Origin of the sequence: Aquabacterium humicola, from assembly GCF_030167915.1 — a bacterium.
In the GTDB taxonomy this organism is placed as follows: domain Bacteria; phylum Pseudomonadota; class Gammaproteobacteria; order Burkholderiales; family Burkholderiaceae_C; genus Pseudaquabacterium; species Pseudaquabacterium humicola.
This window is the reverse complement of sequence record NZ_JARGNB010000004.1, coordinates 161,338-184,745: the sequence shown is the minus strand read 5'-3', so window position 1 is coordinate 184,745 and position 23,408 is coordinate 161,338. Positions and strand designations below refer to the sequence as shown.

Annotated in this window: 21 protein-coding genes; 8 read left to right on the top strand and 13 right to left on the bottom strand. The window is 70.3% G+C overall.

Translation table 11 applies throughout. From position 1 onward, the window contains the following. Positions 1 to 10 precede the first annotated feature (10 nt). A complete protein-coding gene (locus P1K89_RS19690; protein ID WP_284618203.1) occupies positions 11 to 1,024 on the top strand; it encodes a sulfate ABC transporter substrate-binding protein in 1,014 nt (337 codons plus the stop codon). A gap of 39 nt (positions 1,025 to 1,063) precedes the next feature. Here P1K89_RS19690 and P1K89_RS19685 read toward each other — a convergent pair whose 3' ends face one another. Genes P1K89_RS19685 through P1K89_RS19670 form a run of 4 tightly spaced genes read right to left on the bottom strand, consistent with a single transcriptional unit; the run spans position 1,064 to position 4,718 of the window. Next, the gene (locus tag P1K89_RS19685; protein WP_284618202.1) at positions 1,064 to 2,185 is read right to left on the bottom strand and encodes a WG repeat-containing protein; all 1,122 of its coding nucleotides are present in this window, start codon (positions 2,183 to 2,185) and stop codon (positions 1,064 to 1,066) included. Between the two features lie 8 nt (positions 2,186 to 2,193). After that, a complete protein-coding gene (locus P1K89_RS19680; protein ID WP_284618201.1) occupies positions 2,194 to 2,370 on the bottom strand; it encodes a hypothetical protein in 177 nt (58 codons plus the stop codon). A gap of 15 nt (positions 2,371 to 2,385) precedes the next feature. After that, on the bottom strand, positions 2,386 to 3,588 hold the full coding sequence (locus tag P1K89_RS19675) for an S-adenosylmethionine:tRNA ribosyltransferase-isomerase (protein WP_284618200.1): 1,203 nt from the start codon (positions 3,586 to 3,588) through the stop codon (positions 2,386 to 2,388). Next, the gene (locus P1K89_RS19670; protein WP_284618199.1) at positions 3,585 to 4,718 is read right to left on the bottom strand and encodes an SDR family NAD(P)-dependent oxidoreductase; all 1,134 of its coding nucleotides are present in this window, start codon (positions 4,716 to 4,718) and stop codon (positions 3,585 to 3,587) included. The genes P1K89_RS19675 and P1K89_RS19670 overlap by 4 nt, the downstream gene beginning before the upstream one ends. Before the next feature lie 107 nt (positions 4,719 to 4,825). Between P1K89_RS19670 and P1K89_RS19665 the strand changes: the two genes are divergently transcribed. The 3 genes from P1K89_RS19665 to P1K89_RS19655 are packed head-to-tail and all read left to right on the top strand — an operon-like array spanning position 4,826 to position 7,021. Next, positions 4,826 to 5,395 (top strand): helix-turn-helix domain-containing protein, encoded by a 570-nt coding sequence (locus P1K89_RS19665; protein WP_284618198.1) that lies wholly within the window; start codon positions 4,826 to 4,828, stop codon positions 5,393 to 5,395. 34 nt (positions 5,396 to 5,429) lie between these two features. Continuing rightward, positions 5,430 to 6,458 (top strand): aldo/keto reductase, encoded by a 1,029-nt coding sequence (locus P1K89_RS19660; RefSeq protein ID WP_284618197.1) that lies wholly within the window; start codon positions 5,430 to 5,432, stop codon positions 6,456 to 6,458. A 14-nt stretch (positions 6,459 to 6,472) separates the two neighbouring features. Further along, positions 6,473 to 7,021, top strand: a complete 549-nt coding sequence (locus P1K89_RS19655) for a flavin reductase family protein (protein ID WP_284618518.1) — start codon at positions 6,473 to 6,475, stop codon at positions 7,019 to 7,021. A 3-nt stretch (positions 7,022 to 7,024) separates the two neighbouring features. On the opposite strand, the gene P1K89_RS19650 is transcribed toward P1K89_RS19655, so the two are convergent. Continuing rightward, entirely contained in the window at positions 7,025 to 8,758 is a 1,734-nt protein-coding gene (locus P1K89_RS19650; RefSeq protein ID WP_284618196.1) for a hypothetical protein, read from the bottom strand. Between the two features lie 104 nt (positions 8,759 to 8,862). On the opposite strand from P1K89_RS19650, the gene P1K89_RS19645 reads away from it, so the two are divergent. Together P1K89_RS19645 and P1K89_RS19640 are read left to right on the top strand one after the other, a co-directional pair. Then, on the top strand, positions 8,863 to 9,411 hold the full coding sequence (locus tag P1K89_RS19645; protein ID WP_284618195.1) for an HD domain-containing protein: 549 nt from the start codon (positions 8,863 to 8,865) through the stop codon (positions 9,409 to 9,411). Positions 9,412 to 9,475: 64 nt separating this feature from the next. Further along, complete coding sequence (locus tag P1K89_RS19640; RefSeq protein WP_284618194.1) at positions 9,476 to 10,243, top strand: glucose 1-dehydrogenase; 768 nt, start codon at positions 9,476 to 9,478, stop codon at positions 10,241 to 10,243. Between the two features lie 6 nt (positions 10,244 to 10,249). Here the strand turns inward: P1K89_RS19640 and P1K89_RS19635 are convergent, their stop codons facing one another. Together P1K89_RS19635 and P1K89_RS19630 are read right to left on the bottom strand one after the other, a co-directional pair. After that, complete coding sequence (locus tag P1K89_RS19635) at positions 10,250 to 12,241, bottom strand: OPT family oligopeptide transporter (RefSeq protein ID WP_284618193.1); 1,992 nt, start codon at positions 12,239 to 12,241, stop codon at positions 10,250 to 10,252. 31 nt (positions 12,242 to 12,272) lie between these two features. Beyond that, entirely contained in the window at positions 12,273 to 12,692 is a 420-nt protein-coding gene (locus tag P1K89_RS19630) for a VOC family protein (RefSeq protein ID WP_284618192.1), read from the bottom strand. A 173-nt stretch (positions 12,693 to 12,865) separates the two neighbouring features. Here P1K89_RS19630 and P1K89_RS19625 point away from each other — a divergent pair, with 173 nt between their 5' ends. Continuing rightward, positions 12,866 to 14,212 carry an MATE family efflux transporter gene (locus tag P1K89_RS19625; protein WP_284618191.1) on the top strand — a complete coding sequence of 449 codons (1,347 nt, stop codon included), beginning with the start codon at positions 12,866 to 12,868 and terminating at the stop codon, positions 14,210 to 14,212. A 31-nt stretch (positions 14,213 to 14,243) separates the two neighbouring features. Here the strand turns inward: P1K89_RS19625 and pncB are convergent, their stop codons facing one another. From pncB to P1K89_RS19605, 4 genes are all read right to left on the bottom strand, one after another. Further along, positions 14,244 to 15,446, bottom strand: a complete 1,203-nt coding sequence (pncB, locus tag P1K89_RS19620; protein ID WP_284618190.1) for a nicotinate phosphoribosyltransferase — start codon at positions 15,444 to 15,446, stop codon at positions 14,244 to 14,246. 19 nt (positions 15,447 to 15,465) lie between these two features. Continuing rightward, a complete protein-coding gene (locus tag P1K89_RS19615; RefSeq protein WP_439898016.1) occupies positions 15,466 to 17,364 on the bottom strand; it encodes a S9 family peptidase in 1,899 nt (632 codons plus the stop codon). Between the two features lie 114 nt (positions 17,365 to 17,478). Then, a complete protein-coding gene (locus P1K89_RS19610) occupies positions 17,479 to 19,701 on the bottom strand; it encodes a malate synthase G (RefSeq protein ID WP_284618188.1) in 2,223 nt (740 codons plus the stop codon). A 27-nt stretch (positions 19,702 to 19,728) separates the two neighbouring features. Beyond that, on the bottom strand, positions 19,729 to 20,418 hold the full coding sequence (locus P1K89_RS19605; protein ID WP_284618187.1) for a haloacid dehalogenase type II: 690 nt from the start codon (positions 20,416 to 20,418) through the stop codon (positions 19,729 to 19,731). 107 nt (positions 20,419 to 20,525) lie between these two features. On the opposite strand from P1K89_RS19605, the gene P1K89_RS19600 reads away from it, so the two are divergent. Beyond that, positions 20,526 to 21,446, top strand: coding sequence for a LysR family transcriptional regulator (locus P1K89_RS19600; protein WP_284618186.1), 921 nt, complete (start codon positions 20,526 to 20,528; stop codon positions 21,444 to 21,446). Between the two features lie 117 nt (positions 21,447 to 21,563). Here the strand turns inward: P1K89_RS19600 and P1K89_RS19595 are convergent, their stop codons facing one another. Together P1K89_RS19595 and P1K89_RS19590 are read right to left on the bottom strand one after the other, a co-directional pair. Then, entirely contained in the window at positions 21,564 to 21,872 is a 309-nt protein-coding gene (locus P1K89_RS19595) for a PsiF family protein (protein WP_284618185.1), read from the bottom strand. A 141-nt stretch (positions 21,873 to 22,013) separates the two neighbouring features. Continuing rightward, positions 22,014 to 23,363 carry a protein kinase domain-containing protein gene (locus tag P1K89_RS19590; RefSeq protein WP_284618184.1) on the bottom strand — a complete coding sequence of 450 codons (1,350 nt, stop codon included), beginning with the start codon at positions 23,361 to 23,363 and terminating at the stop codon, positions 22,014 to 22,016. Between the last annotated feature and the right edge of the window lie 45 nt (positions 23,364 to 23,408).

The window sequence follows — 23,408 nt, the reverse complement described above, 5'->3', positions numbered from 1 at the left end:
CGGACCTCCGATGACCCGATTCGCTCTCCCGCGCCGCCTGCTGCTGGCCGCCGCCCTCGCGGCCACCACCCTCGGCGCCGCCGCCAAGGACGTGGCGCTGCTCAACGTGTCCTACGACCCGACGCGCGAGCTGTACCAGGACTTCAACAAGGCCTTCGCCGCGCACTGGAAGGCCAAGACCGGCGACACCGTCGCGGTCAAGCAGTCGCACGGCGGCTCGGGCAAGCAGGCGCGCACGGTGATCGACGGGCTCGACGCCGACGTCGTGACGCTGGCGCTGGCCTACGACATCGACGAGATCTCGAAGATCGGCAAGCTGCTGCCGGCCGACTGGCAGAAGCGCCTGCCGCACAACAGCGCGCCGTACACCTCGACCATCGTGTTCCTGGTTCGCAAGGGCAACCCGAAGGGCATCAAGGACTGGGACGACCTGGTGAAGCCCGGCATCGGCGTCATCACGCCGAACCCGAAGACCTCGGGCGGCGCGCGCTGGAACTACCTGGCCGCCTGGGGCTACGCGAAGAAGAAGTACGGCAGCGACGACAAGGCCCAGGAGTTCGTGCAGAAGCTCTTCGGCAACGTGCCGGTGCTCGATTCCGGCGCGCGCGGCTCGACCGTCACCTTCGTCGAGCGCAACCTCGGCGACGTGCTGCTGGCCTGGGAGAACGAGGCGCTGCTGGCGCTGAAGGAACTGGGGCCGGGCAAGTTCGACATCGTCGCGCCGTCGGTCTCTATCCTGGCCGAGCCGCCGGTCGCGGTGATCGACAAGGTGGTCGACAAGAAGGGCACGCGCGCCGTCGCGCAGGCCTACCTCGAGTACCTGTACTCCCCCGAAGGCCAGGACATCGCCGGCCAGAACTACTACCGGCCGGTCGATGCCAAGGCGGCGGCCAAGTTCGGCCAGCAGTTCCCGAAGCTCACGCTCTTCACGCTCGACAGCGTGTTCGGCAGTTGGGCGGCGGCGCAGAAGACGCACTTCGCCGACGGCGGCGTGTTCGACCGCGTCGTCACGAAGCACAAGTGAGGGCGGGCAGCCCGGCCGCGCAGGCCGGGTGCAGCCGGGCTAACGGTCCGTCTGCCAGACGAACTTGCCGTCGGGCCGGATGTAGCCGCTCATGCGGCCCTGGCCGACATAGGCCAGGCCGTTGTTGAACGGCCGCGCGAAGCTGAACTGCGGCTCGATGACCAGCTTGCCGCGCTTGTCGATGTAGCCGTGCTTGCCGCCGACCTTGATGGGCGCCAGCCCCTGCGAGAACGGCCACACGCGCTCGGCTTCCGGCTGCAGCACGGGCCGGCCGGCGCCGTCGACGAACATCGCCTGGCCGTTGAGCTTGACCAGCGCGAGGCCGTCGGAGAAGTCCTCGGCGGTCTCGTAGCGCGGCGCAATCACCTGCGTGCCGCGCTTGTCGATGTAGCCGTACTTGCCGTCGATCCAGACGCGGGCGAAGCCTTCCTTGAAGTCGCTGGCCTGCTGGAACACCGGCGGCACCACCAGCTGGCCGGTGGTGCTCATGAAGCCCTGCAGCCGGCCGGCCCAGACGCGCACCATGCCGTCGCTGGCGATGCCGACGAAGTCGATGCCGGGCGGCGTCACGTCGCGGCCCTGCGCATCGAAGACGCGGTGGCGGCGCTCCTTCGACTCGGCGCGCACCAGGCCGCCGCCGGGCGGCAGCAGCTTGTCGTGCGTGGCCGGCAGCACCAGCTTGCCGCGCTTGTCGATGGCGCCGAACTTCATCGTGCCCCAGGCGTCGGCGAGGCCGACCACCGCGAGGCCGTCGGCGAAGCCGCCGGCATCGTCGAAGGCCGGCGCGATGACCCACTGGCGCTGCGCGTCCACATAACCCCAGCGCAGCTTGCCCTGCGCATCCTTGCCGCGCATCGGCACCAGGCCGTCGGCGAAGGGCTGAGAGAGCTCGTCCTGCGGCTCGATGACGAAGCGCCCGGTGGCGTCGGCATACGCGGTGCGGTAGCCCTTGCGCACCATCACCAGCGGCGCGCCGATGCGCACCTCGGTGTACTCGGCGGCGAGCACCTCGCGGCCGTCGAGGTCGATCAGGCCGTGCAGGTCGCCGAGGCGGATCGGGAACAGCGGCGGCAGCGGCGCGGCCTGTGCACCGGCGCTGGCACACACCAGCGCGAGCAAGGCCGACGGCGCCCGGCGCACCAGCCAGGCGAGGCGATTCATCGCGGCGCTCATCCGTGCAGGCACAACACGAACGCCGCGCACGCGGCCACCAGCGCGATGGCCAGCACCAGGCTGCGTTCGCCGGGCAGCAGCCCGCCGACCGTCTGCGTGGACTCGGCATTCATCGTGTGGCGGAGCTGGCCCAGCATGCCGGGCGGCAGGTTGGTCAGCGCATGCGGGTTCATGGCGGCACTCCGGGATCAGGCGATGGTGGGGACTGTGGGCTGGCGGGGTTTCAGAACGGCTGCGTCGGCATCCGCCCCTGGTTTCGTTTGTAGTCGGATGACGCCAGGCGTGCTGTGCGTTCTGCACGCTGCGCCGGCCCCGTCGCCGGTGGGGTGACCTTCGGCACCGGCACCCGCGGCGCGCCACAGCAGCACCGAGTCGCCGTACTCGTGGCCGCGGTAGCCGCCGAGCGCGAGCGCGGTGTCCAGCCGGTCCAGCGTCGCCGCGCCGGCGAAGGCGCTGAGCAGCCGGTGGTGGCTGGTGCCCGGCTCGTGCGTGCCGCTGACCAGCGCGTCGACCACGCGCAGCACGCTGCCGGGGCCGAGCCGGTTGTCGGCCAGCCCTTCGCCGGCGCGCAGCGGTCCGGTCGATGCCGCGTGTTCCAGCGCCCGTGTCACCGTCGTGCCGAGCGCGACCACGCGGCCACCGTCGCGGCGCGTGCGTTCGATCGCCGCCACCGTCGCGGCCGGCAGGTGGTAGGGCTCGGGCAGCGGCAGGCGGGCGTCGAGCGCGGCGTCGCCGGTCGACGACAGGCCGGCGGCATGCGTCAGGGTCGCGAAGCCGATGCCTCGAGCCCGCAGCGCGTCGAGCATCGCCCAGTCGAGCAGGAAGCCGGCCGACGGCGGCTCGAAGGCCACCGGCTGCGCGGCGATGCGGGTCCAGCTGTCCCACAGCGCGATCGGCTCAGCCAGGTGCGCGTACTGCACCGGCTTGCCGTGGCGCGCCAGGCCGCGCCAGATCGCCTCCGGCGTGCCGTCGAAGCGGATCTGCACGAGGCGGGCATGGCCAAGCAGCGTCTTGACCCGTGCGCGCAGGACATCGGTGCCGCAGCCGAACAGCAGCAGGTCGTCCGGCTGCAGCGGTGGTGGCGGCGGGCGATCTTCGGTGCGGGTGCGGTGGTCGCCCTCGCCGAAGACCACCGCGGCGAATTCCTTCACCGCGTCGACGGCCAGCGTCGGCCGGCCGGCGAGCCGTACTTCGATCGGCCGGCCGGTGCGGCCATGCACGCCGTGCAGGCTGGCCGGCAGCGTGGCCGCGTCGTTGGCGACCAGCAGGTCGCCCGGTGCGAGCAGCGCGGGCAGGGTGTGGCGCGCGTGGTGGTCGAGGCGGCCACGCGCGTCGATGCGCAGCAGGCGCGCATCGGCCGGGCGCTGGACTGCTTGCGTGGCGGGTGTCATCGGGCGCCCTCCGCCGCGTTCAACGCGGCGGCCGCCGCCGCGTGCTCGTAGGTCGTGATCTCGTACGGGTTGCCGTCCGGATCGCGGAAGTACAGCGACCACGATTGGCCGTGGTCGACCGCGCGCGGCGCCTCGCCGAGCGCTGCGGCGAGGCGGCGGCGCCACGCGACGAAGCCGCCGGCGCTGGTCGACAGCGCGAGCGTCGAACGGTTGCCCGCTTGCGGCGGCTGCTCGAACAGCGCGAGGTGGATCGAGCCGCCGGCATTGGCGATCGTCAGCGGGCCACCGTCGCGGGCCCAGTGCGCGAGCGCGTCGATGCGGGCGAGCCCCAGCACGTCGCGGTACCAGGCTTCGGCCGCGGCGCGATCCCGCACGTAGACGTGCAGGTGGTCGACGTCGTCGAGCGTGGGCGCGGCCGGTGGCGCCGCGGCGGTGCCGGCGATCGAGGCTTCGAGGCGCGCGATCACCTTGTCGGCGGCATCGGCCGGTCGCTGCAAGCTCGCCGGGTCGGCGTCCGGCACCGCGGCGGCGTGCAGTGGTGTGTCCATGTCGCCGGGGTCGAGCTCCAGCACGCGGATGCCGAGCGCTTCGAGCTCCTGATCCCAGATCGCCGCCATGTGGCGGGCCGCGGCCTTGCTGGCGCCGTACGCGCCCCAGTTCGCATAGGCGTTGAGGCCGGCGTCGCTGCCGATGAACAGCACCCGCGCCGCGCGGCCGTCGCGCGCCGATGCCGCCAGGCTGCCGAGCAGCGCGCGCGTCAGCCGGAAGGGGCCGAGCACATTGGTCGCCAGCGCGTCGTCGAACTGCTCGCACTCGGTGTCGGCCAGCGGCTTCAGCGGCACGGGACCGAGGCTGGACGCGTTGTGGATCAGCACGTCGACGCCGCCCAGCACACCGGCCAGCTGCAGCGCGAGCGCATGGATCTGCTGCTTGTCGGCGACGTCGCCCGCGACGCCGTGCGTGCCCGGGTGCGCGGCGGCGACGGCGCGCACGCGCTCGGCGTTGCGGGCGACGAAGGCCACGTGCGCGCCGCGCTGGCGCAGCGCTTTCAGCAGTGCCAGGCCGAGGCCGGAGGTGCCGCCGGTCAGCACGATGCGCAGGCCGGCGAGGGGGGAGGTGGTGGTATTCATGGCTGTGGCTCCTGGTGTGACGCAACGGTAGGCCGCGGCAGCCTGCATCGCGAGCCGGATGTCCGACGCATTGGCGGAAGATCGATGCGCTGGACAACAATCCGTGGATGGCCTCGGACGACCGCACCGCCTCGCACCTCGCGCGCAACCTCGGCGCGCTGCGCCATGCCCGCGCGCTGACGCAGCAGGAGCTCGCGCGCGCCGCCTCGGTGCCGCGCTCGACCATCGCCAACCTCGAGTCCGGCGACGGCAACCCGTCGCTCGCGGTGCTGGTGAAGGTGGCCGGCGCGCTGGCGGTGCCGATCGACGAACTGCTGGCCGCGCCGCGCGCACTGGTGCGCCACTGGCCGGCCGACGCGGTGGCGCCGCGCCACAAGGGCCGCGGCGTGCAGGTGCGCGACCTGGTGCCCGAGCCGGTGCCCGACGAGATGATGGAGCTGATGGACTTCGAGCCCGGCGCGGTGATGGGCGGCACGCCGCACCTGCCGGGCACGCGCGAGTTCTTCACCTGCCTCGACGGCCGCGTGATCCTGATGGTGGCCGGCGACCGCTTCGAGCTGGCGCCCGGCGAGGTGCTGGCCTTCCCGGGCAACCTGCCGCATTCGTACCAGAACGCCGATGCGCTGCAGCGCGCGCGCGGGGTGTCGGTGGTGGTCCTGGCGAAAGCGGGGGTTTGACGGAAGGTCCGGGCGCCGTCGCTACGATGTGGCGATGGACTCCACCCTGCCTCCCTACCGGAACCTCGGCGCCAGCGGCCTGAAGACCTCGCCGCTGTGGCTGGGCACGATGATGTTCGGCGACCAGACCGACGCCGCCGAAGCCGCGAACATCGTCGCCGCGACGCGCGACGCGGGCCTGAACGCCATCGACACCGCGGACATCTATGCCAACGGCGAGTCCGAACGCATCGTCGGACAGCTGATCACCGGCGACCGCTCGCGCTGGGTACTGGCCAGCAAGCTCGCCAATGCGATGAGCGCCGAGCCGAACGACCGCGGCACCTCGCGGCGCTGGCTGATGATGGCCTGCGACGCCAGCCTGAAGCGCCTCTCCACCGACTGGATCGACGTCTACTACCTGCACCGCGACGACGAGTCGACGCCGATGGAGGAGACGCTCGCCGGCCTCGCGAAGCTCATCGCCGACGGCAAGATCCTGCACTGGGGCGTGTCGAACTTCCGCGCCTGGCGCATCGCCCGCATCGCCGAGCTGGCGCGCTCGATGGGCGTGCCGCCGCCGATCGTCTGCCAGCCGCCCTACAACGCGATGAGCCGCGGCATCGAGACCGAACTGCTGCCGGCCTGCGCGCACTACGGGCTGGGCGTCGTCGCCTACAGCCCGCTGGCGCGCGGCGTGCTGACCGGCAAGTACAAGCCCGATGCGGCGCCCGAGGCCGGCACGCGCGCCGCGCGATCCGACAAGCGCCTGCTGCAGACCGAGTTCCGCGCCGAGTCGCTGGCACTGTCGCAGCGCTTCGCGGCCCATGCGGCCGAGCGCGGTATTGCACCGAGCGCCTTGGCGATCGCCTGGGTGCTGCACAACCGGCTGATCAACGGCGTGATCGGCGGCCCGCGCACGCTGGCGCAGTGGCAGGATTACCTGGCCGCGCGTGCGGTGACGCTCAGCGCCGACGATGAAGCCTTCGTCAGCGGCCTGGTGCCGGCGGGCCACGCCTCGACGCACGGCTACACCGATCCGATCTACCCGGTCACCGGCCGGCAGCCGCGGAGCGCCGCGTGAGCGATGCCGTCGTGATGGAACCGGTCGAGCTGCCGAAGGCCTACCGGCTGATCAACCACGGCCCGACGGTGCTGGTCAGCAGCGCGCACGGCGGGCGCCGCAACGTGATGGCCGCGTCCTGGAACATGGCGCTGGACTTCACGCCGGCCAAGGTCTGCGTGGTGATCGACAAGACCACCTTCAGCCGCGGGCTGATCGAAGCGTCCGGCGAGTTCGTGCTGAACGTGCCGGCCCGCGCGCAGGCCGCGCAGGTGCTGGCGATGGGCCGGAAGTCCGGCCGCGATGGCGACAAGTTCGACGCGCTGCGGCTCGACACCTGGCCGGCGACCAAGGTCGCCGCACCGCTGCTCGCCGGCTGCCTCGGCTGGCTGGAATGCCGCGTGATTCCCGAGCCGCACAACGAGCAGGCCTACGACCTCTTCATCGGCGAGGTGGTCGCCGCCTGGGCCGACCCGCGCGCGTTCAGCAACGGCCACTGGCGCGCCGATGCGCCGCCGAGCCTGCACTACATCGCCGGCGGCGCGTTCTTCGCGACCGGCGAGGCGTTCGAGGTGACGGGCTGACGTTCAGCGCAGCGTGACGCTGGCGGCGATTTCGTTGTCGTTGCGATCGACGTAGTGCAGCGCGAACTCCACGGTGGTCTTGCCGCCCATGTCCGCCAGCAGCGGCGTGACGGGCATCCCGCTGAACGACGTCGCCGTGCTGGCGGGATACGACAACTTCAGGTGACGATAGCCCGGGTAGAGCACGCCCGCGGCATTGCCGAGCTTCGGGCCCGAAAAGAACTCGTGCGCCTGCAGCACGCGGTATACGCGGCCGTCCGGGGCCGCGGGGGCGTTCCAGCTCATGTTCATCGGCGCCGGCGTCACGCTCATCGCGTTGGCATGCACCTGCGCCAGGCTCAGGCCGCCGAAGCTCAGGCGTGGGTGCCGCTCGCCCTGCGGCCCGGCGGTGGCCATCTGGACGAAGCTGTACGGCAGCTTGTCGAGCACGGCGGTGTAGGTGGCGATCGGCGTGCGGGCCGCCTGGCCGTTCACCGTCTTCCAGCCGTCGTCGTCATGGATCGCGAACACATAGGTCGCGCCGGGCACCATGCCGAGGTTTGCGAAGGTCAGGTCCGCGTTGGCGCTCGGTGACGAACTGCTGAAGCCCCAGTTGTCGCTGGACGCACCGAAGCCGGCGCAGTCGGCCGCGACGGCCGACGGCGGCGTGCCCGACGCATTGCCCTGCACGTCGCAGATGCGGAAGGTGTCCTCGTCGCGCCAGTTCAGGTGGTTGCCGACCTTGCCGCTCATTTCCGGCGCGCTGCGCATCACGCGGGGCGACAGGAACTTGAACGAGCGCTGATAGACCTTGCCGCCGATCAGCAGCGGGCCGGTGACGATCGCGTATCGGGCATGGCCCATCGGATCGCTGATGAGCCAGCGGACTTCGCGGCGGAAGGTGGTCGTTGTCAGCGGCGGCGTGCGCGTGGCGTCGAACATGTCGGTGCGCAGGTTGCGCGCGCGTACCGCGACCGAGACCAGTCGCTGGTCGCCGAGCAGGCGCCACGACGAGCCGCTCTGCGGCGTCGCGCAGCGCGGCGTGCCGTGCGTGCTGCCGGTGACCAGCGTCTGCCGCACGTGGACGTCCATCGATCCGTCGACGAAGCGCTGGTCGTATTGCACGTCGACCTCGACGCGCGTGCTGCCGTCGGCATTGCTCAGCTGGCGCACGGCCAGCACCTGGACGTTCAAGGTCTGCTGGCCGATGCGGTAGGCGTCGCGCGCCTGCAGGGCCGCGGGGTTGCCGTCGTTCTCGGCCATCAACCAGTCGCGGCTGCGGCCGTCGTGCAGATAGCAGGCGTCGGCGTGCTGCATGCGCGCCGCGCCCGGGACCTGCGTGGCGAACTGCGCATCGATGGCCGCCAGCAGCGCCTTGACACCGGCGAGCGTATCGGCCGCCAGCGGCGTCGCCTCCTGAAGCGTGAACCGGTACTGGCCGGTGTCGCGCAGCGTGACGTTCACGTAGGTCAGCTCGCCGACCTTCACGGCCGGCAGCGTCAGCAGCTTCGTTGCGGCGTTGTAGCTCGCGACCCCCGGCGCCGCCGGCGTCTGCGTCGTCGCACCCTGCAGCGCGAAGACCATCTGTGCATCGCCCTGCAGCGTCACGTTCGTGTAGCTGGTGCCGCCGACGCTGACCGATGGAATCGTCAGCACGCCGCTGGTCGCGTCGTAGGTGCTGACCTGGGCGTGCAGCAGGCCGGACCCCGCGCCGAACGCGCACAGGGCCGCCAGGCGCGCGAACATCGTCTTTTTCATGTGTTTCCTCCCGGGCGGCATCTTAGAGGCCCGCAGAACCCCGGTTTGCGGGGTGGCGAGCCGACCATCCACTACCATCCGATCGGCTCAATCGGGTCCCCATGATGGAACGACGCCCCGCCTCCGACCTCGCCACCGTGCTGCGCGCCGCTGCCTTCGCCGCGCACAAGCACCGCAACCAGCGGCGCAAGGATGCCGGCGCGTCGCCGTACATCAACCACCCGCTGGCGCTGGCGGCGGTGCTGGCGCACGAGGGCGGCGTCGACGACCCGGTGACGCTTGCCGCCGCGCTGCTGCACGACACGGTCGAGGACACCGAGACGACGGCGCAGGAGCTCGCTTCGGCGTTTGGCGCGGAGGTGGCCGCGGTCGTCATGGAGGTCACCGACGACAAGACGCTGCCCAAGCCCGAGCGCAAGCGCCTGCAGGTGGAGCACGCGGCGACGATGAGCGATCGCGCGCAGCTGGTGAAGCTGGCCGACAAGATCTGCAACCTGCGTGATGTGGCCGCCTCGCCGCCGGCCGACTGGCCGCTGGAACGGCGCCAGGCCTACTTCGACTGGGCGAAGCAGGTGGTCGACCGGCTGCGCGGCGTGCATCCGGGGCTGGAGGCGGTCTTCGATGCCACCTTCGCGGCGCGGCCGGTGGACTGAATCCTCCAATCCGCCGTCGCGGCGGTGACTGCCGCCGTGCGGGCAACTGCCGCAGGATCGGCCGATGAATACTTCTTCCTCCTTGGCGGGCCGCGTCGCCCTGGTCACCGGCGCCGGCGGCGGCATCGGCCGCGAGATCGTCCGCGCGCTGGCCGCGGCCGGTGCGCACGTGGTCGCGCTGGACCTGTCGGCCGACGCGCTCGCGGCCACGGCGCAGGCGCTGCGCGAGCAGTCGCTGTCGATCACCACGTTGCAGGCCGATGTCGGCGCGGCCGACGATGTGCGCGGGGCGATCGAACAGGTCGTCGCCACGCACGGCCGGCTCGACCTGCTGGTCAACAACGCCGGCATCGAGGAGGAGCACACCCGCCTGGCGGATGGCGACGAGGCGCTGTTCGACCGCCTGATGCGGGTGAACGTCAAGGGCACGTGGTTGTGCATGAAGCACGCGCTGGCGCCGATGCTGGCGCAGGGCGGCGGCTGCATCGTCAACATCGCGTCGGTGGCCGGCCTGGTCGGCGCGCCGCTGCAGAGCGTCTACGCGGGCACCAAGCACGCGGTGGTCGGCCTGACGAAGAGCGCAGCGGCCGAATACGCGCGCAAGAACATCCGCATCAACGCCGTGTGCCCCGGCATCACCCGCACCGCGATGTTCGAGCGGGCGCTCGAACGCGCGCCGCAGCGCGCGAAGGCTATCGACCGCGCGCAGCCGATGGGCCGCATCGGCGAGCCGCAGGAGATCGCGCAGGCGGTGCTGTGGCTGGCGTCGGACGCGGCGAGCTTCGTCACCGGCCAGACGCTGGCGGTGGACGGCGGGCTGACCGCCGTCTGAGGGTCGTCAGCCGATCATCACGTTGATGATCGCGTTGGCGATGCCCATCAGCGCCGCGCCCGAGATCAAGCCGGCGCAGATCGGCTCCATGCCCTCGACCCACACCGCGTGACCGCGCGTGCCGGGCGCCTTGTGGCGCAGGCCCATCCCCCAGAAGATCAGCGCGCCGACCCACATCGCGAAGGTCGCCTCCGGCGGCAGCACGACGCCCAGGCCGATCGACACCGAGGTCAGCGGGAAGCGGCCCTTGGTGACGATGCGGGTGATCTCGATCGCTGCCGCGGCGAGGGCCGCCACCACCATCGCGGTGACCGCCGACGCCGGCAGCCCTTGCACACCCTTGGCGATCAGCTCGGCCACGCCCTTCCACTGCAGGATCGACGGGAACGCGAAGGCATCGGAGATCAGCGTCGCGGTCGAGCGCTGGCCGCTCGCATCGGGCGGCAGGAACAGCAGGAAGTACAGCGGCACGCAGGCGATCACGCCGGCGAAGAGGCCGATCACATGGCCGATCGCCTGGTGGCGCGGCTTGCCGCCCAGCATGTAGCCGGGCTTGATGTCCGACAGCAGGTTGGCGGCGTTCGCCGCGATCTCGCTGGTCATGCCCGCCGGCAGCAGGTTGCTGGCCGGGTTGCTGCGGTCGAACGCGCCGATGGTGAACTGGGTGATCTTCGACAGCGAGCCGGTCGGCGTCCACGAGGTCAGCGCCATCGAGTTGGTGCAGATCACCGTCAGCACGAAGATCAGCGGCAGCGACACCAGCGCCAGGCCCCAGGGCACGCCGAAGAAGGCATGCGTGATCCACGCGCCGAGCACGCTGAACACCGGCACACCGACCCACGAGACCCACAGCGGCAGCTCGATGTGCTGCAGCAGGTCGTCCCCCTTGGCCAGCGCCGGGCCGCTGCGCTTGCCGACCGACTTGAACGCCGCGCTGAAAAGCTCCGGCCGCGCGCCCAGGCTGATCAGCGAGCCGACCACCATCATCGTCACGCCCCACCACATCGACCACTGGTTGACGATCTCGGCGCGCGAGATCGGCACCACCGCACCCGACGGCGAGATGCGCTGCACGATGTCGCCGGCCTGGATCATCAGCGGCGCGAGGATGACGAAGTTGATGAAGGCGCCCAGCAGCACGCTGGTCGCCACCGCGATGCCCATCAGCCCGCCGACGCCCAGCATCGCGGCGTCCAGCGTCAGCCGCAGGCCCAGCGCGCGCAGGTCGGTGCCGAGGATCTTCGGCGTCGCCCACGCGAGCTTCGCCGCGGCTTCGTAGTAGTAGGTGTCCAGGCGCTCGTGGAAGGTCCACGGTTCTTTCAGCCCGGCCCACTGGTGCAGCCGCAGCAGCTTGAACTGGATCAGGTTCATCCAGCCGTCGCTGACCATCGCCTGGTACACCGCGGTGCCGGCGGCGGTGATCGCCAGCAGCCGCGCCTTGAACATGCCGGCGCCGGCCTGGCCGGAGTACAGCGAGTCGAGCACCACGCCGCTGGCGCGGCCCTCGGGGAAGGGTAGCTGGTCCTCGTTGATGAAGCGGCGCTTCATCGGGAAGGCGATCAGCACGCCGATGATCGAGATCACGACCATCCAGACCATCATCTGCCACCACGGGATGATGGTGCCGGTGACCAGCATGTAGGCGCCGAGGCTCGAGTACAGCGGCGTGATCACGTAGCCGGCCGAGGTGGCGATCGACTGGGTGCAGTTGTTCTCGAGGATCGTGAAGTCCTGCGCCAGCCCCATGCCGTGCATCAGCCGGTAGATCGCGAAGGCCAGGATCACCGAGGTCAGCCCGACGCCGATGCCGATGCCGGTCTTGGCGCCGATGTACAGCGCGGTGGCTGCCAGCACGCCGCCGAGCAGGAAGCCGGTGAGGCCCGAGCGCAAGGTCAGCTGCGGCATGTCGCCGCGGAAGACGTTCTCGAACCACCAGCGGTCCTTCTGCTCGCGGCTCCAGTCGCGGATCTGTTCCTCGTCCAGTTGCTGCAGGGCCATGGGCAATCGCCTTCGCGGGTGGATGCGGGGGCTACCAGGCGCCGACGTTCGGCATCGACGCCCACGGCTCGGCCGGCGCCAGCGGCGTGCCCGCCTGCAGCAGCTCGATCGAGATGTTGTCCGGCGAGCGCACGAAGGCCATGCGGCCGTCGCGCGGCGGGCGGCTGATGGTCACGCCGTGGTCGACCAGGCGCTGGCAGGTGGCGTAGATGTCGTCCACCGCATAGGCGACGTGGCCGAAGTTGCGGCCACCGCCGTAGACCTCCGGGTCCCAGTTGAAGGTCAGCTCGATCTGCGCCTGGTGGTCGCCGGGTGCGGCGAGGAACACCAGCGTGTAGCGGCCGGTCGGCACTTCCTTGTGCGACAGCACGTCCAGGCCGAGTGCATCGCGGTAGAAGCGCAGCGAGGCCTCGAGGTCGGTGACGCGCACCATCGTGTGCAGGTATTTCATGGTCGGTTGGGGCTCCGGAGGATCGGGATCGGGAATGCGCCGATCTTGCCGCGAATGCGGCCGGTCCGCGCAAGCGGTCCCGCCCGTCGACTCCACCGGGGGGGCGGATGCGCGGCGCCGGTGGACTGGATTAGCATCGCGCGCTCGGAGATAAGAAAGCGCTTTCATCCACCATGCCGACCGCCGCCGCCAATCCCCGCCTGACCAGCCTGGCCTGGCCGCTGCTCGTCGAGCTGCTGCTGGGCATCGGCGTCGGCGTGGTCGGCACGGTGCTGGCGGCACGGCTGTCGGACGCGGCGGGCGCGGGCTTCTCGCTGGCCAACCATGTGTCGGCGATGTTGTTCCTGCTGTTCCGCGTCGTCGGCGCCGGCATCAGCGTGGTGGTGTCGCAGAACCTGGGCGGCGGCCGGCGCGACCGCGCCGACGCGGTGGCACTGGCCACGCTGGGCGCCAGCGGCTGGATCGGCGGCGCCGGCGCGCTGATCGCCGCGGCCGGCTCAGGCCCGCTGCTGCGGCTGATGAACGCGCCGGCCGACGTGATGCCGCTGGCATGGCCCTTCCTCGTCGCACTGGCGCCGGCGCTGCTGCTCGACGCCTACAACGCGTCGATGTCCAGCGTACTGCGCGCGCACCTGCGCACGCGCGAGACGCTGGCCGTCATCGTCACGATGCACGCCGTGCACCTGGCGCTGGTGGTGCCGGCGATGAGCGCCTTCGGCCTCGTCGGCTTCGCGATGGCGCTGGCGGTCAGCCGCATCGTCGGCTTCACGCTGCACCTGCTGCTGTGGCGCGCGCGCCTGCAGCTGAAACCCCGCGCGGCCGACTGGGTGCGGCTGCCGCGCGAGGAGCTCGGCGCGGTGCTGCACATCGGCCTGCCGGCCGCGGCCGAGAACATGGGCTGGCGGCTGGCCTTCATGGTCAGCATCGCGGTGGTCGGCCAGTTCGGCGCGCAGGCGCTGGCCACGCATGCCTATGTGATGCAGGCGATGCACGTGATCCTGCTGTTCGGCCTGGCCACCGGGCTGGCGGTGGAGATCGTCGTCGGGCATCAGATCGGCGCCGGCCAGCTGCACGATGCGCACAAGCTGGTGCGGCGCGCGCTGGGCCGCGGCATCGTCGTCAGCTTCGGGCTCGCGCTGGTGGCGGCGCTGGCCGGACGCTGGCTGCTCGGCCTGTTCACGCAGGACGAGTCGATCCTCGCGCTCGGCGCGACGCTGCTGTGGCTGACGGTGCTGATCGAGCCGGGCCGCACCTTCAACCTGGTGGTGATCAACGCCCTGCGGGCCACCGGCGATGCACGTTACCCGGTGATGGCGGGGGCCGCGTCGATGGCGTTGGTGCTGGCCGGCGGCAGCTGGCTGCTGGGCGCCCAGCTGGGCTGGGGCCTGCCGGGCGTGTGGATCGCCTACGCGGCCGACGAGTGGATACGCGGCCTGCTGATGTGGCGCCGCTGGGCGCGGCACGACTGGGTGCCGTATGCGCGCGCCACGCACCGGCGCATGCGGGCCCACGCGGTGTGAGCGGCGCGGCGCGGCGCGCCGCGCGGGACGTTCAGCTGCCCGGGTGGTCCACCGGCACGTTGAACACCTGCCGCAGGTAGGCCAGGAAGGTCTGGTCCTCGCAGAGGATTTTGCCGGGGCTGTCCGACAGCTTGGCCACCGGCTGGCCGTTGCACTGCGTCAGCTTCATCACGATGTGCAGCGTGTGCAGGCCCACGTCGTTGGTCAGGTAGGTGCCGATGCCGAAGCCGCACTGCGTGCGGTCGGCGAAGTGGCGGTACAGGCGGAAGGCCTTCGGCAGGGTCAGGCTGTCGCTGAACACCAGGCGCTTGGTGTGCGGGTCGATGCGCAGCTTCGCGTAGTGCGCCAGCGCCTTCTCGCCCCAGGCGACCGGTTCGCCGGAGTCGTGGCGCAGCCCGTCGAAGAGCTTGGCGAAGTAGAGGTCGAAGTCGGCGAGGAAGGCGTCCATGCCGACGACGTCGGTCAGCGCGATGCCGAGGTCGCCGCGGTACTCCTGCACCCAGGATTCGAGCGCCGCCTTCTGGAAGTCGCGCAGCCGCACGCCGGTGGCCTGGTGCATCTGCAGGTACTCGTGCGCCATCGTGCCGATGGGCACCAGGTTCAGGTCGCGCGCCAGCAGCACGTTCGAGGTGCCCTTGAAGTACTGCGGCACTTCGCGCGCCAGCGTCTGCACCACCTCGCGATGCCAGGCGCCGGAGAAGCGCCGCCGCACGCCGAAGTCGAAGAACTCGAACGGGTGGCGGCGCTTCGGCTCGCGCGCGATGTCGCGCAGCAGGCCGATCTTCTCGACCAGCCGCCGCCGGCCCTCGGCGATGACCTGCGGTGTCTCGAGGTGCCGGAAGTACAGCTCGTTGACGATGGCCAGCACGTGGATCTCGAAGGCCATCACGTGCACCTGCGGCCCGCGCGCGACGATCTCCAGCGTGCCGGCGTTGTCGCGCACGGTGATGAAGTCGCGCTGGAACTGGAAGATGCGCAGGAAGTCGACGAAGTCGCTCTTGATGAAGCGCAGGCCCGCCAGGTAGTCCAGCTCGTCGGGCTGGAAGCGCAGCGTGCACAGGTGGTCGAGCTGCTCCTCGATCTCGGCGATCAGGTGCGTCAGCGGGTAGTCGCGCGCGTTGCGGCACACGAACACGTACTCCGCCTGCACGGCCGGATGCCGATGCAGCATCGCCTGCCACATCGTGAACTTGTAGAGATCGGTCTCGAGCAGGCTGCGGATCACCGGTTGCATCGTGCGCTCCTGTCGGTTCCTAGCGCTTCAGATGCGCGGCCAGGAACTTCTCCATCGCCTCGTAGAACTCGAACTGGTTCTCCTGGTTGCGGAAGCCGTGGCCTTCGTTGTCCTTGACCAGGTAGGCTACCTCGACGCCGCGCTTGCGCAGCGCCTCGACCATCTGGTCGCTCTCGGCCTTGACGACGCGCGGGTCCTTCGCGCCCTGCGCGACGAACAGCGGCGTCTTGATCTTCTCGGCATTCAGCGCCGGCGAGGTGGCGGTGAACTGCGCGCGGTCCTTCTCCTCGTCGCCGATCATCTCCTTCATCATCTCCTGGAAGGGCTTCCAGTACGGCGGTATCGAGCGCAGGAACGTGAACATGTTGGAGACGCCGACATAGCTCACCGCGGCCGCGTACAGGTCCGGCGTGCGCGTGATGCCCGACAGCGTCGCGTAGCCGCCGTAGCTGGCGCCGTAGATGGCGATGCGCTTCGGGTCGGCGATGCCTTCCTTGATCAGCCACTGCACGCCGTCGGTGATGTCGTCCTGCATCGCCAGGCCCCATTGCTTGAACGAGGCCTCCCAGAACTTCCGGCCGAAGCCGGTCGAGCCGCGGAAGTTCATCTGGAACACCGCGTAGCCCCGGTTGGCCAGGAACTGCACCTCGGGGCTGTAGCCCCATCGGTCGCGCGCCCACGGGCCGCCGTGGGGGTTGACGATCACCGGCAGGTTCTTCGGCGGCAGACCCTTGGGCAGGGTGAGATAACCGCGGATCAGGAGCCCGTCGCGCGCGGTGTACTGCACCGGTCTGACCTCGGCCATGTCGGCCTCGGCGATCCAGGGGTTGATGTCGGCCAGCTTCGTCAGCTTGTCGGCCCGGACGTCGTACAGGTAGCGCGTGCCGGGCGTGCGGTCGTTGGCGGCGGCGACGATCCACAACTGCTCGTCCTTGGTCATCGACTGCGTCGTGACCTCGTAGCCCGGCAGCTTCTGCTTCAAGGCCTGGTAGGCGCGTTCGTAGGTCTTGTCGAAGAACACCGGCTGCGCCTTGTCGACATCGACGACGGTGTGCGTCGGCACCTTGCGTGCGCGCGACCAGCCGTAGGCTTCGATGTCGGCGACCGGGTGTTCGAAGATCAGCCGGCCTTCCTTGGCGGTAGCCGGGTCGAACTCGAACAGCGCGGCCGTGTCGCGGCCACGGTTGGACGAGACGACCATCGTCTTGTTGTCGGCCGACCAGCCCACCGGCGCCACCTGCTCGCGGAAGTTGGTGGTGACGATGGGCTTGAAGGGCTCCGCTTCATTCGCGCGGTAGAACAACGAGCTGTTCACGCCATCGCTGGCGATGGCGCCGCGGATGGCGCCCGCATGGTCGGTCACCCAGCCGGTGAAGTTGCCGGGGTTCTGCGCCGCGAGCTTCTCCTCGCCGGTGCGGATGTTGACGCGGTAGACGTCGAAGATGCGCTTGTCGCGCTTGTTGTGGGCGACGAGGATGTGCTCGTCGTCGTCGGGCAGCGCGTCCTGGATCATCGCGCGCACGCCGTCGTGCGGCGTCAGGTCGCGCACCGCACCGCTGCCGATGTCGGCGATCACCACGTGGTCGTTCTCGTCGCCGCCGAAGTCCTTCGTGTAGAGCACGTGGCGCGGGCCCTTGAAGAAGAAGTTCGGGATGTCGCGCGCGGTCTCGGCGGTGACCCGGCGGATGCCTTCGCTGGTGCCGACCTTCTCGATCGGCTGCACGAAGATGTTCATGCGCGCTTCGTGCGGCTGCATGAAGCCCAGGTGCCTGCCGTCCGGCGACAGCCGGAAGTAGGCCTGCTGCGGATTCTTGAAGAAGTCGCGCAGCGGGTACTGTTTGACCGCCGTAGCGGCGGCCGGTGCCGTGGCGGTCGCAGCGGCCTGCGCCAGGACCGCACTGCCGCTCGTGGCCAGCAGCACAGCGGCTGCCGTGTGCAGCAGCCAGTCGCGTCGGATCATGGGGTCTCCAGGGGGATCGGTCGCGCGATTGTGGTGGATCGCGCGACCGTCGTGCCTGGGGAACCTCGGGGGTCAGGCCTGCGCCTTGACCTTCTGCCGCCAGGCGTGCAGCAGCGGCTCGGTGTAGCCCGAGGGCTGCTCCTTGCCCTTGAACACCAGGTCCAGTGCCGCGCGGTAGGCGAAGCTGGAGTCGAAGTGGCCGGTCATCGGCCGGTACAGCGCATCGCCGGCGTTCTGCTGGTCGACCACCGCGGCCATGCGCTCGAAGGTCGCGCGCACCTGGGCTTCGGTCACGACGCCGTGCTGCAGCCAGTTGGCGATGTGCTGGCTCGAGATGCGCAAGGTCGCGCGGTCTTCCATCAGCCCGACGTTGTGGATGTCCGGCACCTTCGAGCAGCCGACGCCCTGGTCGACCCAGCGCACGACATAACCGAGGATGCCTTGCACGTTGTTGTCCAGCTCCTGCTGGCGCTCGGCGTCGGACCAGGTCGCCTCGGCGACGACCGGGATCGTCAGCAGCCCGGCGAGCAGGGCCGGGCGCTCGGCATCGGCATCGATCTTCTCGAGCTCCTGCTGGACCGCGGCGACGTCGACCTGGTGGTAGTGCAGGGCATGCAAGGTGGCGGCCGTGGGGCTCGGCACCCAGGCGGTGTTGGCGCCGGCCTTCGGGTGGCCGATCTTCTGCTCGAGCATCGCGGCCATCAGGTCGGGCATCGCCCACATGCCCTTGCCGATCTGCGCGCGGCCGCGCAGGCCCATGCCCAGCCCCACCAGCACGTTGTTGCGCTCGTAGGCCTGGATCCAGGCGCTGGACTTCATGTCGCCCTTGCGCAGCATCGGGCCGGCGAGCATCGCGGTGTGCATCTCGTCGCCGGTGCGGTCGAGGAAGCCGGTGTTGATGAACGCGACGCGATTGGCCGCCGCGGAGATGCAGGCCTTCAGGTTGACGCTGGTGCGGCGTTCCTCGTCCATGATGCCGAGCTTGACGGTGGCCTCGGGCAGGCCGAGCAGCTGCTCGACGCGGCCGAACAGCTCGCTGGCGAAGGCCACTTCCGCCGGGCCGTGCATCTTGGGCTTGACGATGTAGACCGAGCCCTGGCGCGAGTTGACGATGCCGTCTCCGTTCGGAAGCGCGCCCTTGCGCTGCAGGTCGACCAGGGCGATCGTCGTCGTGATCACCGCGTCCATGATGCCTTCGGGGATCTCGCGCTGCTCGGCGCCCCACAGGATCGCCGGGTTGCTCATCAGGTGGCCGACATTGCGCACGAACATCAGCGAGCGGCCGTGCAGCCGCACCTCGCCCTGGCCGTTCGGCGCGGTGTAGCGGCGGTCCGGGTTCAGCCCGCGGGTGAAGGTCTTGCCGCCCTTGCTGACGCTCTCGGTCAGCGTGCCCTGCAGGATGCCGAGCCAGTTCGTATAGGCCAGCAGCTTGTCCTCGGCATCGACGGCGGCGATGGAGTCTTCCAGGTCGAGGATGGTCGACAGCGCCGACTCGACCACGATGTCGGAGACGCCGGCGGCGTCGCTGGCGCCGATCGGCGTCGCGCGGTCGATGCGGATGTCCAGGTGCAGGCCGTGGTGCTTCAGCAGCACCGACGACGGCGCTGCCGGGTCACCCTGATAACCCACGAGTTGCGCGGCATCCAGCAGCGTGGCACGGCGCGCCCACGGCAGCGAGACGACGAGCTGGCCGTTCTCGATGCGGTAGCCGGTGGCGATGGTGTGCGAGGCCGCCTTGCCGTCCCAGTGCAGCGGTGCGGCCTGGTCGAGCAGCTTGCGCGCGAACTCGATCACCCGTGCGCCGCGCACCGGGTTGTAGGTGCTGCCGCGTTCGGCGCCCCCGCTCTCGGGGATCGCGTCGGTGCCGTACAGCGCGTCGTACAGCGAGCCCCAGCGGGCGTTCGCGGCGTTCAGTGCATAACGTGCATTCAGAATGGGCACGACCAGCTGCGGGCCCGCCTGCAGCGCGAGCTCGGCGTCGACGTTGGTGGTGGTCGCGCGCGCGCCGGCCGGCGGCGCCTGCAGGTAGCCGATCTGCTCCAGGAAGCCGCGGTAGGCCGCCGCGTCGGCGATCGGGCCCGGGTGCGCGCGGTGCCACTCGTCGAGCGCCGCCTGCAGCCGGTCGCGCTCGGCCAGCAGCGCCGCGTTCTTCGGCGCCAGGTCGCGCACGATGGCATCGAAACCCTGCCAGAAGGTGGTCGATGCGATGCCGACGGCCGGCAGCACGCGGTCTTCGATGAAGCGGTACAGCTCGGTCGCGACCTGGAGTGAGTGGCAGCGGGTGCGCGCGGTCATGGTGGTGTCCTCGGGAGAAGGGAAGGTTCAGGAAGCGGGAAAGAACGACAGCACGTCGCGCAGGCTGCTGCCGATGCGCGAAGGCTCGGTGTCGAGCTGTTCGAGCGGCGCGCCGGCGCGGTTGACCCACAGGGTCGTGAAGCCGAACCAGGTGGCGCCGATCGCGTCCCAGCCGTTGCTGGAGACGAACAGGATCTTCTTCGCCGGCAGGCCGAAGGCGGCCGGGCCCAGCGCGTAGACCGCGGGGTCGGTCTTGAAGCGCTGCACTGCGTCGGCACTGAGCACGCAGTCCAGCAGCTCGGCGAAGCCGGCGCTCCTGACGGCCACCGCCAGCATCTCGGGGTCGCCGTTGCTCAAGATGCCGGCGCGCACGCCGCGGGCCTTCAATGCGGCCAGCACGTCGCGGTTCTCGGGGAAGGCCGACAGGTGCCGGTACTGGTTCATCAGCCGGTCCTCGGCCTCGCGACCCAGTGCCAGCCCCAGCTTCAGCGCCGCGAAGCGCAGCCCGGCGCGGGTGAGCTCCCAGAACGGCTTGTAGCGGCCACTCATCGAGACCAGCCGCGTGTACTCGATCTGCTTGTCGCGCCACAGCGTGGCCAGCGCGTCGCCGTGGCCCGGGAAGAGCTGCTCGGCCAGCAGCCCGACGCTGTAGACGTCGAACAGCGTGCCGTAGGCATCGAACAGCACGGCTTCGGGCGGGTGCGACTTGGGCAGCATCCACGGACTGTATTTCGAACTTCGAATTCCATTAACTTCCGAAATGGCGATTGATTCATGACTGATCGGTGTGTAATCATCGACCGCATGAGCCGTTCAGAGTCCCGATGGATCGCCTGAAGCAGATCGAGTCCTTCGTCGCCGTGGCCGGCAAGGGCAGCCTGACCGCGGCCGCGCAAGCCGAGGGGGTTGCGCCGGCGGTGATCGGCCGGCGCATCGACGCGCTGGAGGAGCGCCTGGGCGTGAAGCTGCTGGTGCGCACGACGCGCCGGCTGTCGTTGACGCACGAGGGCAGCGCCTTCCTCGAGGACTGCCAGCGCATCCTGGCCGAGATCGCCAATGCCGAGGCCAGCGTGTCCGCCGGCGGGGTCAAGGCCAGCGGCCACCTGCGCATCACCGCGCCGGCCGGCTTCGGGCGCCGGCATGTCGCCCCGCTGGTGCCGAAGTTCCTCGCGCTGCACCCGGACGTCAGCCTGTCGCTGAACCTGTCGGACCGGGTCGTCGACATCGTCAACGAAGGCTTCGATTCGGCGGTGCGCGTCGGCGACCTGCCGGATTCCAGCCTCGTCAGCGTGCGGCTGGCCGACAACCGACGGCTGTGCGTGGCGGCGCCGTCGTACCTCAAGCGCGCCGGCACGCCGAAACATCCGCAGGAGCTGTCACGCCACGAATGCCTGATGCTGTCGTCCGACGCCAGCCAGACGCGCGGCTGGGCGTTCACGATCGACGGCGAGGTGCACCACCTGCGGCCGGGCGGCCGCCTCGACTGCAGCGATGGCCAGGTGCTGCACACCTGGTGCCTGCAGGGCCTGGGGCTGGCCTGGCGCAGCACCTGGGAAGTGGAGCAGCAGATCGCGGCCGGCCAGCTGACCGAGGTGCTGGCCGGTTTCGCCGCGCCGCCGAACGGCATCTACGCCGTCGTGCCGCAGCGCAAGCACCTGCCGCTGCGCGTGCGCCTGTGGATCGATTTCCTGAAGCACAGCTTCGGCGACCCGGCCTACTGGAAGGGGCCGCCAGCCGCGGCATGACATGCCAAGGGCCGCCGCAGCGGCATGACCGGCCACGGGCCGCCGCATCGGCCCGGGATCAGGAAAGCGAAAGGCCGCAGCGGCGGCCTTTGGTTCGAAGCGGCGGCTCTCAGGCCCTCAGGCCTTCAGGCACTCGCTCATGAACTTCTTGCGCTCGGCGCCCTTCTTGTCGCCGGCGTCCTTGTTGCACGTCTTCATCTTGCTCTGCTGCGTTTCCTTCTTCGCGGACAGGCAGGTCTTCATGAAGGCCTTGCGCTCGTCGCCCTTCTTGTCGCCGGCTTCCTTGTTGCACTCGCCCATCTTGGTCTGCTGGGCGGTGGCGGCCTTCGGTGCGCTGGCGGCTGCCGTTGCGCTTGCGGCTTGCGCCAGCCCGGTGCACAACGCGAGCGACGCGAAAGCGATGGTGGCTTGCTTGATCAGGTGCATGGAGATCTCCTTCCTCGTTTGAACGGCCTCCCTCGAGGCCGATGGCCATTGAAGCACCGCGACTGCGGCGCAGCAAACACTCAACGCGGGAGGCCGTCGCGCGGCGCACACGCTGCGCTTGCGCTGGGACAGAAACTGGCGTTACAGGATGCGGCGCGGATGCGCGAGCGACTCGTGCGCCGCATGCAGCCGCCGCACCAGCACGCGGATGAAGGCGCCGTCGAACAGGTGGCGCGTGGCCGCGCTCAGCGACTGCATCGTCTCGGGCGTGAAGCCCAGCGTCGTCGCCTGCTCGGAGACGATCACGTCGGCCGCATGCGTCTTCAGGTCAGGGCTCGGCGCGAGGTAGGCCATCTCGCCGACCGAGGTGCCGGCACCGAGCTGCGCGACGCGCGTGCCGTCGCGGTACACGTCGATGCGGCCCTGCGCGATGATGTGGAAGGTATTGCCCTCCTGGCCCTTGCGGTACAGCGCGGCGCCGAAGGCATGGCGCTGCCAGCGGCCGCGGTGCACCACTTCCCAGATCTCGACATCGCCGAACTCGGCGAAGAACTCCAGCGAGCGCAGCAGGTTGAAGCGCTCGGAGTGCAGCACATCGGTCAGCTGCCCGCGCGGCACCTCGGCATTGGCCACCAGCGACGACCAGTCGCGCGCGAAGCCGTCCCAGTCGGGGTAGCGGTCCTCGCGGCTCTTGCTCAGCGCGCGCTCGAGGATCGCCTGCATGCGCGGCGGCACGCCTTCGCGCAGCATCGTCAGCGGCGGCGGCTCGCCGTTGTAGATCTGGTGCATCAGCGCCGGCTGCGTCACGGCGTCGAAGGGCGGGCGGCCGGCGACGAGGTGGTACAGCAGCGCGGCCAGCGAATACTGGTCGGCGCGCGAGTCGAGCGTGCTGCCGTCGAGCTGCTCGGGCGACATGTAGGCCAGCGAGCCGACGCGGAAGACCTGCGTGCGCTCGCTCATCGTGTCGAGCACGCTGCCGAAGTCGCTGATCTTGACGTCGATCACGTGCTCGCCCTGCAGCACCGCGAGGATGTTGGCCGGCTTGACATCGCGGTGGATCAGGCCCTGCCGCGCGACGTAGCCCAGCGCCATCGCGCACTTGAAGCCGATCTCGACGATCTGGTCCAGCGACAGCAGCGCGTCGGCGCGGCAGAAGCGCCGCAGCGTGAGCCCGGGCACGTACTCCATCACGAGGTACGGCATCACCGGGTCGGGCACGGCGTCGTAGATCTCGACGACGTTCGGGTGCTTCAACTTGCCGGCCAGGGCGGCTTCGGCATCGAAGAAGTGCGCGCGGTAGTGGTTGTCGGCGCTGTCGCCGGCGGTGGCCGCGCGCACGCGCTTGATCGCCACCAGCCGGTCGCGGAAGTCGTCGCGGGCGAGGAAGACGTCGCTGGTCGCGCCTTCGCCGAGCCGGGACTGCACGCGGTAGCGGCCGATCCAGGCGGGATGGTCGGCTTGATCGGCGGGAGGGGCGTGCTCGGTGCTCAAGATGGCAGCAGGGCGGGTCGGGCCATTATGGGCCCCAACCTTAGA

What these genes read in the sequence shown, in the direction of transcription:
- P1K89_RS19645 (WP_284618195.1), top strand. Translation starts at nt 8,863, where the DNA reads ATGGAACGACGCCCCGCCTCCGACCTCGCCACCGTGCTGCGCGCCGCT.
- P1K89_RS19600 (WP_284618186.1), top strand. Translation starts at nt 20,526, where the DNA reads ATGGATCGCCTGAAGCAGATCGAGTCCTTCGTCGCCGTGGCCGGCAAG.
- P1K89_RS19635 (WP_284618193.1), bottom strand. Translation starts at nt 12,241, where the DNA reads ATGGCCCTGCAGCAACTGGACGAGGAACAGATCCGCGACTGGAGCCGC.
- P1K89_RS19685 (WP_284618202.1), bottom strand. Translation starts at nt 2,185, where the DNA reads ATGAATCGCCTCGCCTGGCTGGTGCGCCGGGCGCCGTCGGCCTTGCTC.
- P1K89_RS19675 (WP_284618200.1), bottom strand. Translation starts at nt 3,588, where the DNA reads ATGACACCCGCCACGCAAGCAGTCCAGCGCCCGGCCGATGCGCGCCTG.
- P1K89_RS19650 (WP_284618196.1), bottom strand. Translation starts at nt 8,758, where the DNA reads ATGAAAAAGACGATGTTCGCGCGCCTGGCGGCCCTGTGCGCGTTCGGC.
- P1K89_RS19665 (WP_284618198.1), top strand. Translation starts at nt 4,826, where the DNA reads ATGGCCTCGGACGACCGCACCGCCTCGCACCTCGCGCGCAACCTCGGC.
- P1K89_RS19595 (WP_284618185.1), bottom strand. Translation starts at nt 21,872, where the DNA reads ATGCACCTGATCAAGCAAGCCACCATCGCTTTCGCGTCGCTCGCGTTG.
- P1K89_RS19660 (WP_284618197.1), top strand. Translation starts at nt 5,430, where the DNA reads ATGGACTCCACCCTGCCTCCCTACCGGAACCTCGGCGCCAGCGGCCTG.
- P1K89_RS19690 (WP_284618203.1), top strand. Translation starts at nt 11, where the DNA reads ATGACCCGATTCGCTCTCCCGCGCCGCCTGCTGCTGGCCGCCGCCCTC.
- P1K89_RS19680 (WP_284618201.1), bottom strand. Translation starts at nt 2,370, where the DNA reads ATGAACCCGCATGCGCTGACCAACCTGCCGCCCGGCATGCTGGGCCAG.
- P1K89_RS19640 (WP_284618194.1), top strand. Translation starts at nt 9,476, where the DNA reads ATGAATACTTCTTCCTCCTTGGCGGGCCGCGTCGCCCTGGTCACCGGC.
- P1K89_RS19655 (WP_284618518.1), top strand. Translation starts at nt 6,473, where the DNA reads ATGGAACCGGTCGAGCTGCCGAAGGCCTACCGGCTGATCAACCACGGC.
- pncB (WP_284618190.1), bottom strand. Translation starts at nt 15,446, where the DNA reads ATGCAACCGGTGATCCGCAGCCTGCTCGAGACCGATCTCTACAAGTTC.
- P1K89_RS19670 (WP_284618199.1), bottom strand. Translation starts at nt 4,718, where the DNA reads ATGAATACCACCACCTCCCCCCTCGCCGGCCTGCGCATCGTGCTGACC.
- P1K89_RS19610 (WP_284618188.1), bottom strand. Translation starts at nt 19,701, where the DNA reads ATGACCGCGCGCACCCGCTGCCACTCACTCCAGGTCGCGACCGAGCTG.
- P1K89_RS19630 (WP_284618192.1), bottom strand. Translation starts at nt 12,692, where the DNA reads ATGAAATACCTGCACACGATGGTGCGCGTCACCGACCTCGAGGCCTCG.
- P1K89_RS19605 (WP_284618187.1), bottom strand. Translation starts at nt 20,418, where the DNA reads ATGCTGCCCAAGTCGCACCCGCCCGAAGCCGTGCTGTTCGATGCCTAC.
- P1K89_RS19625 (WP_284618191.1), top strand. Translation starts at nt 12,866, where the DNA reads ATGCCGACCGCCGCCGCCAATCCCCGCCTGACCAGCCTGGCCTGGCCG.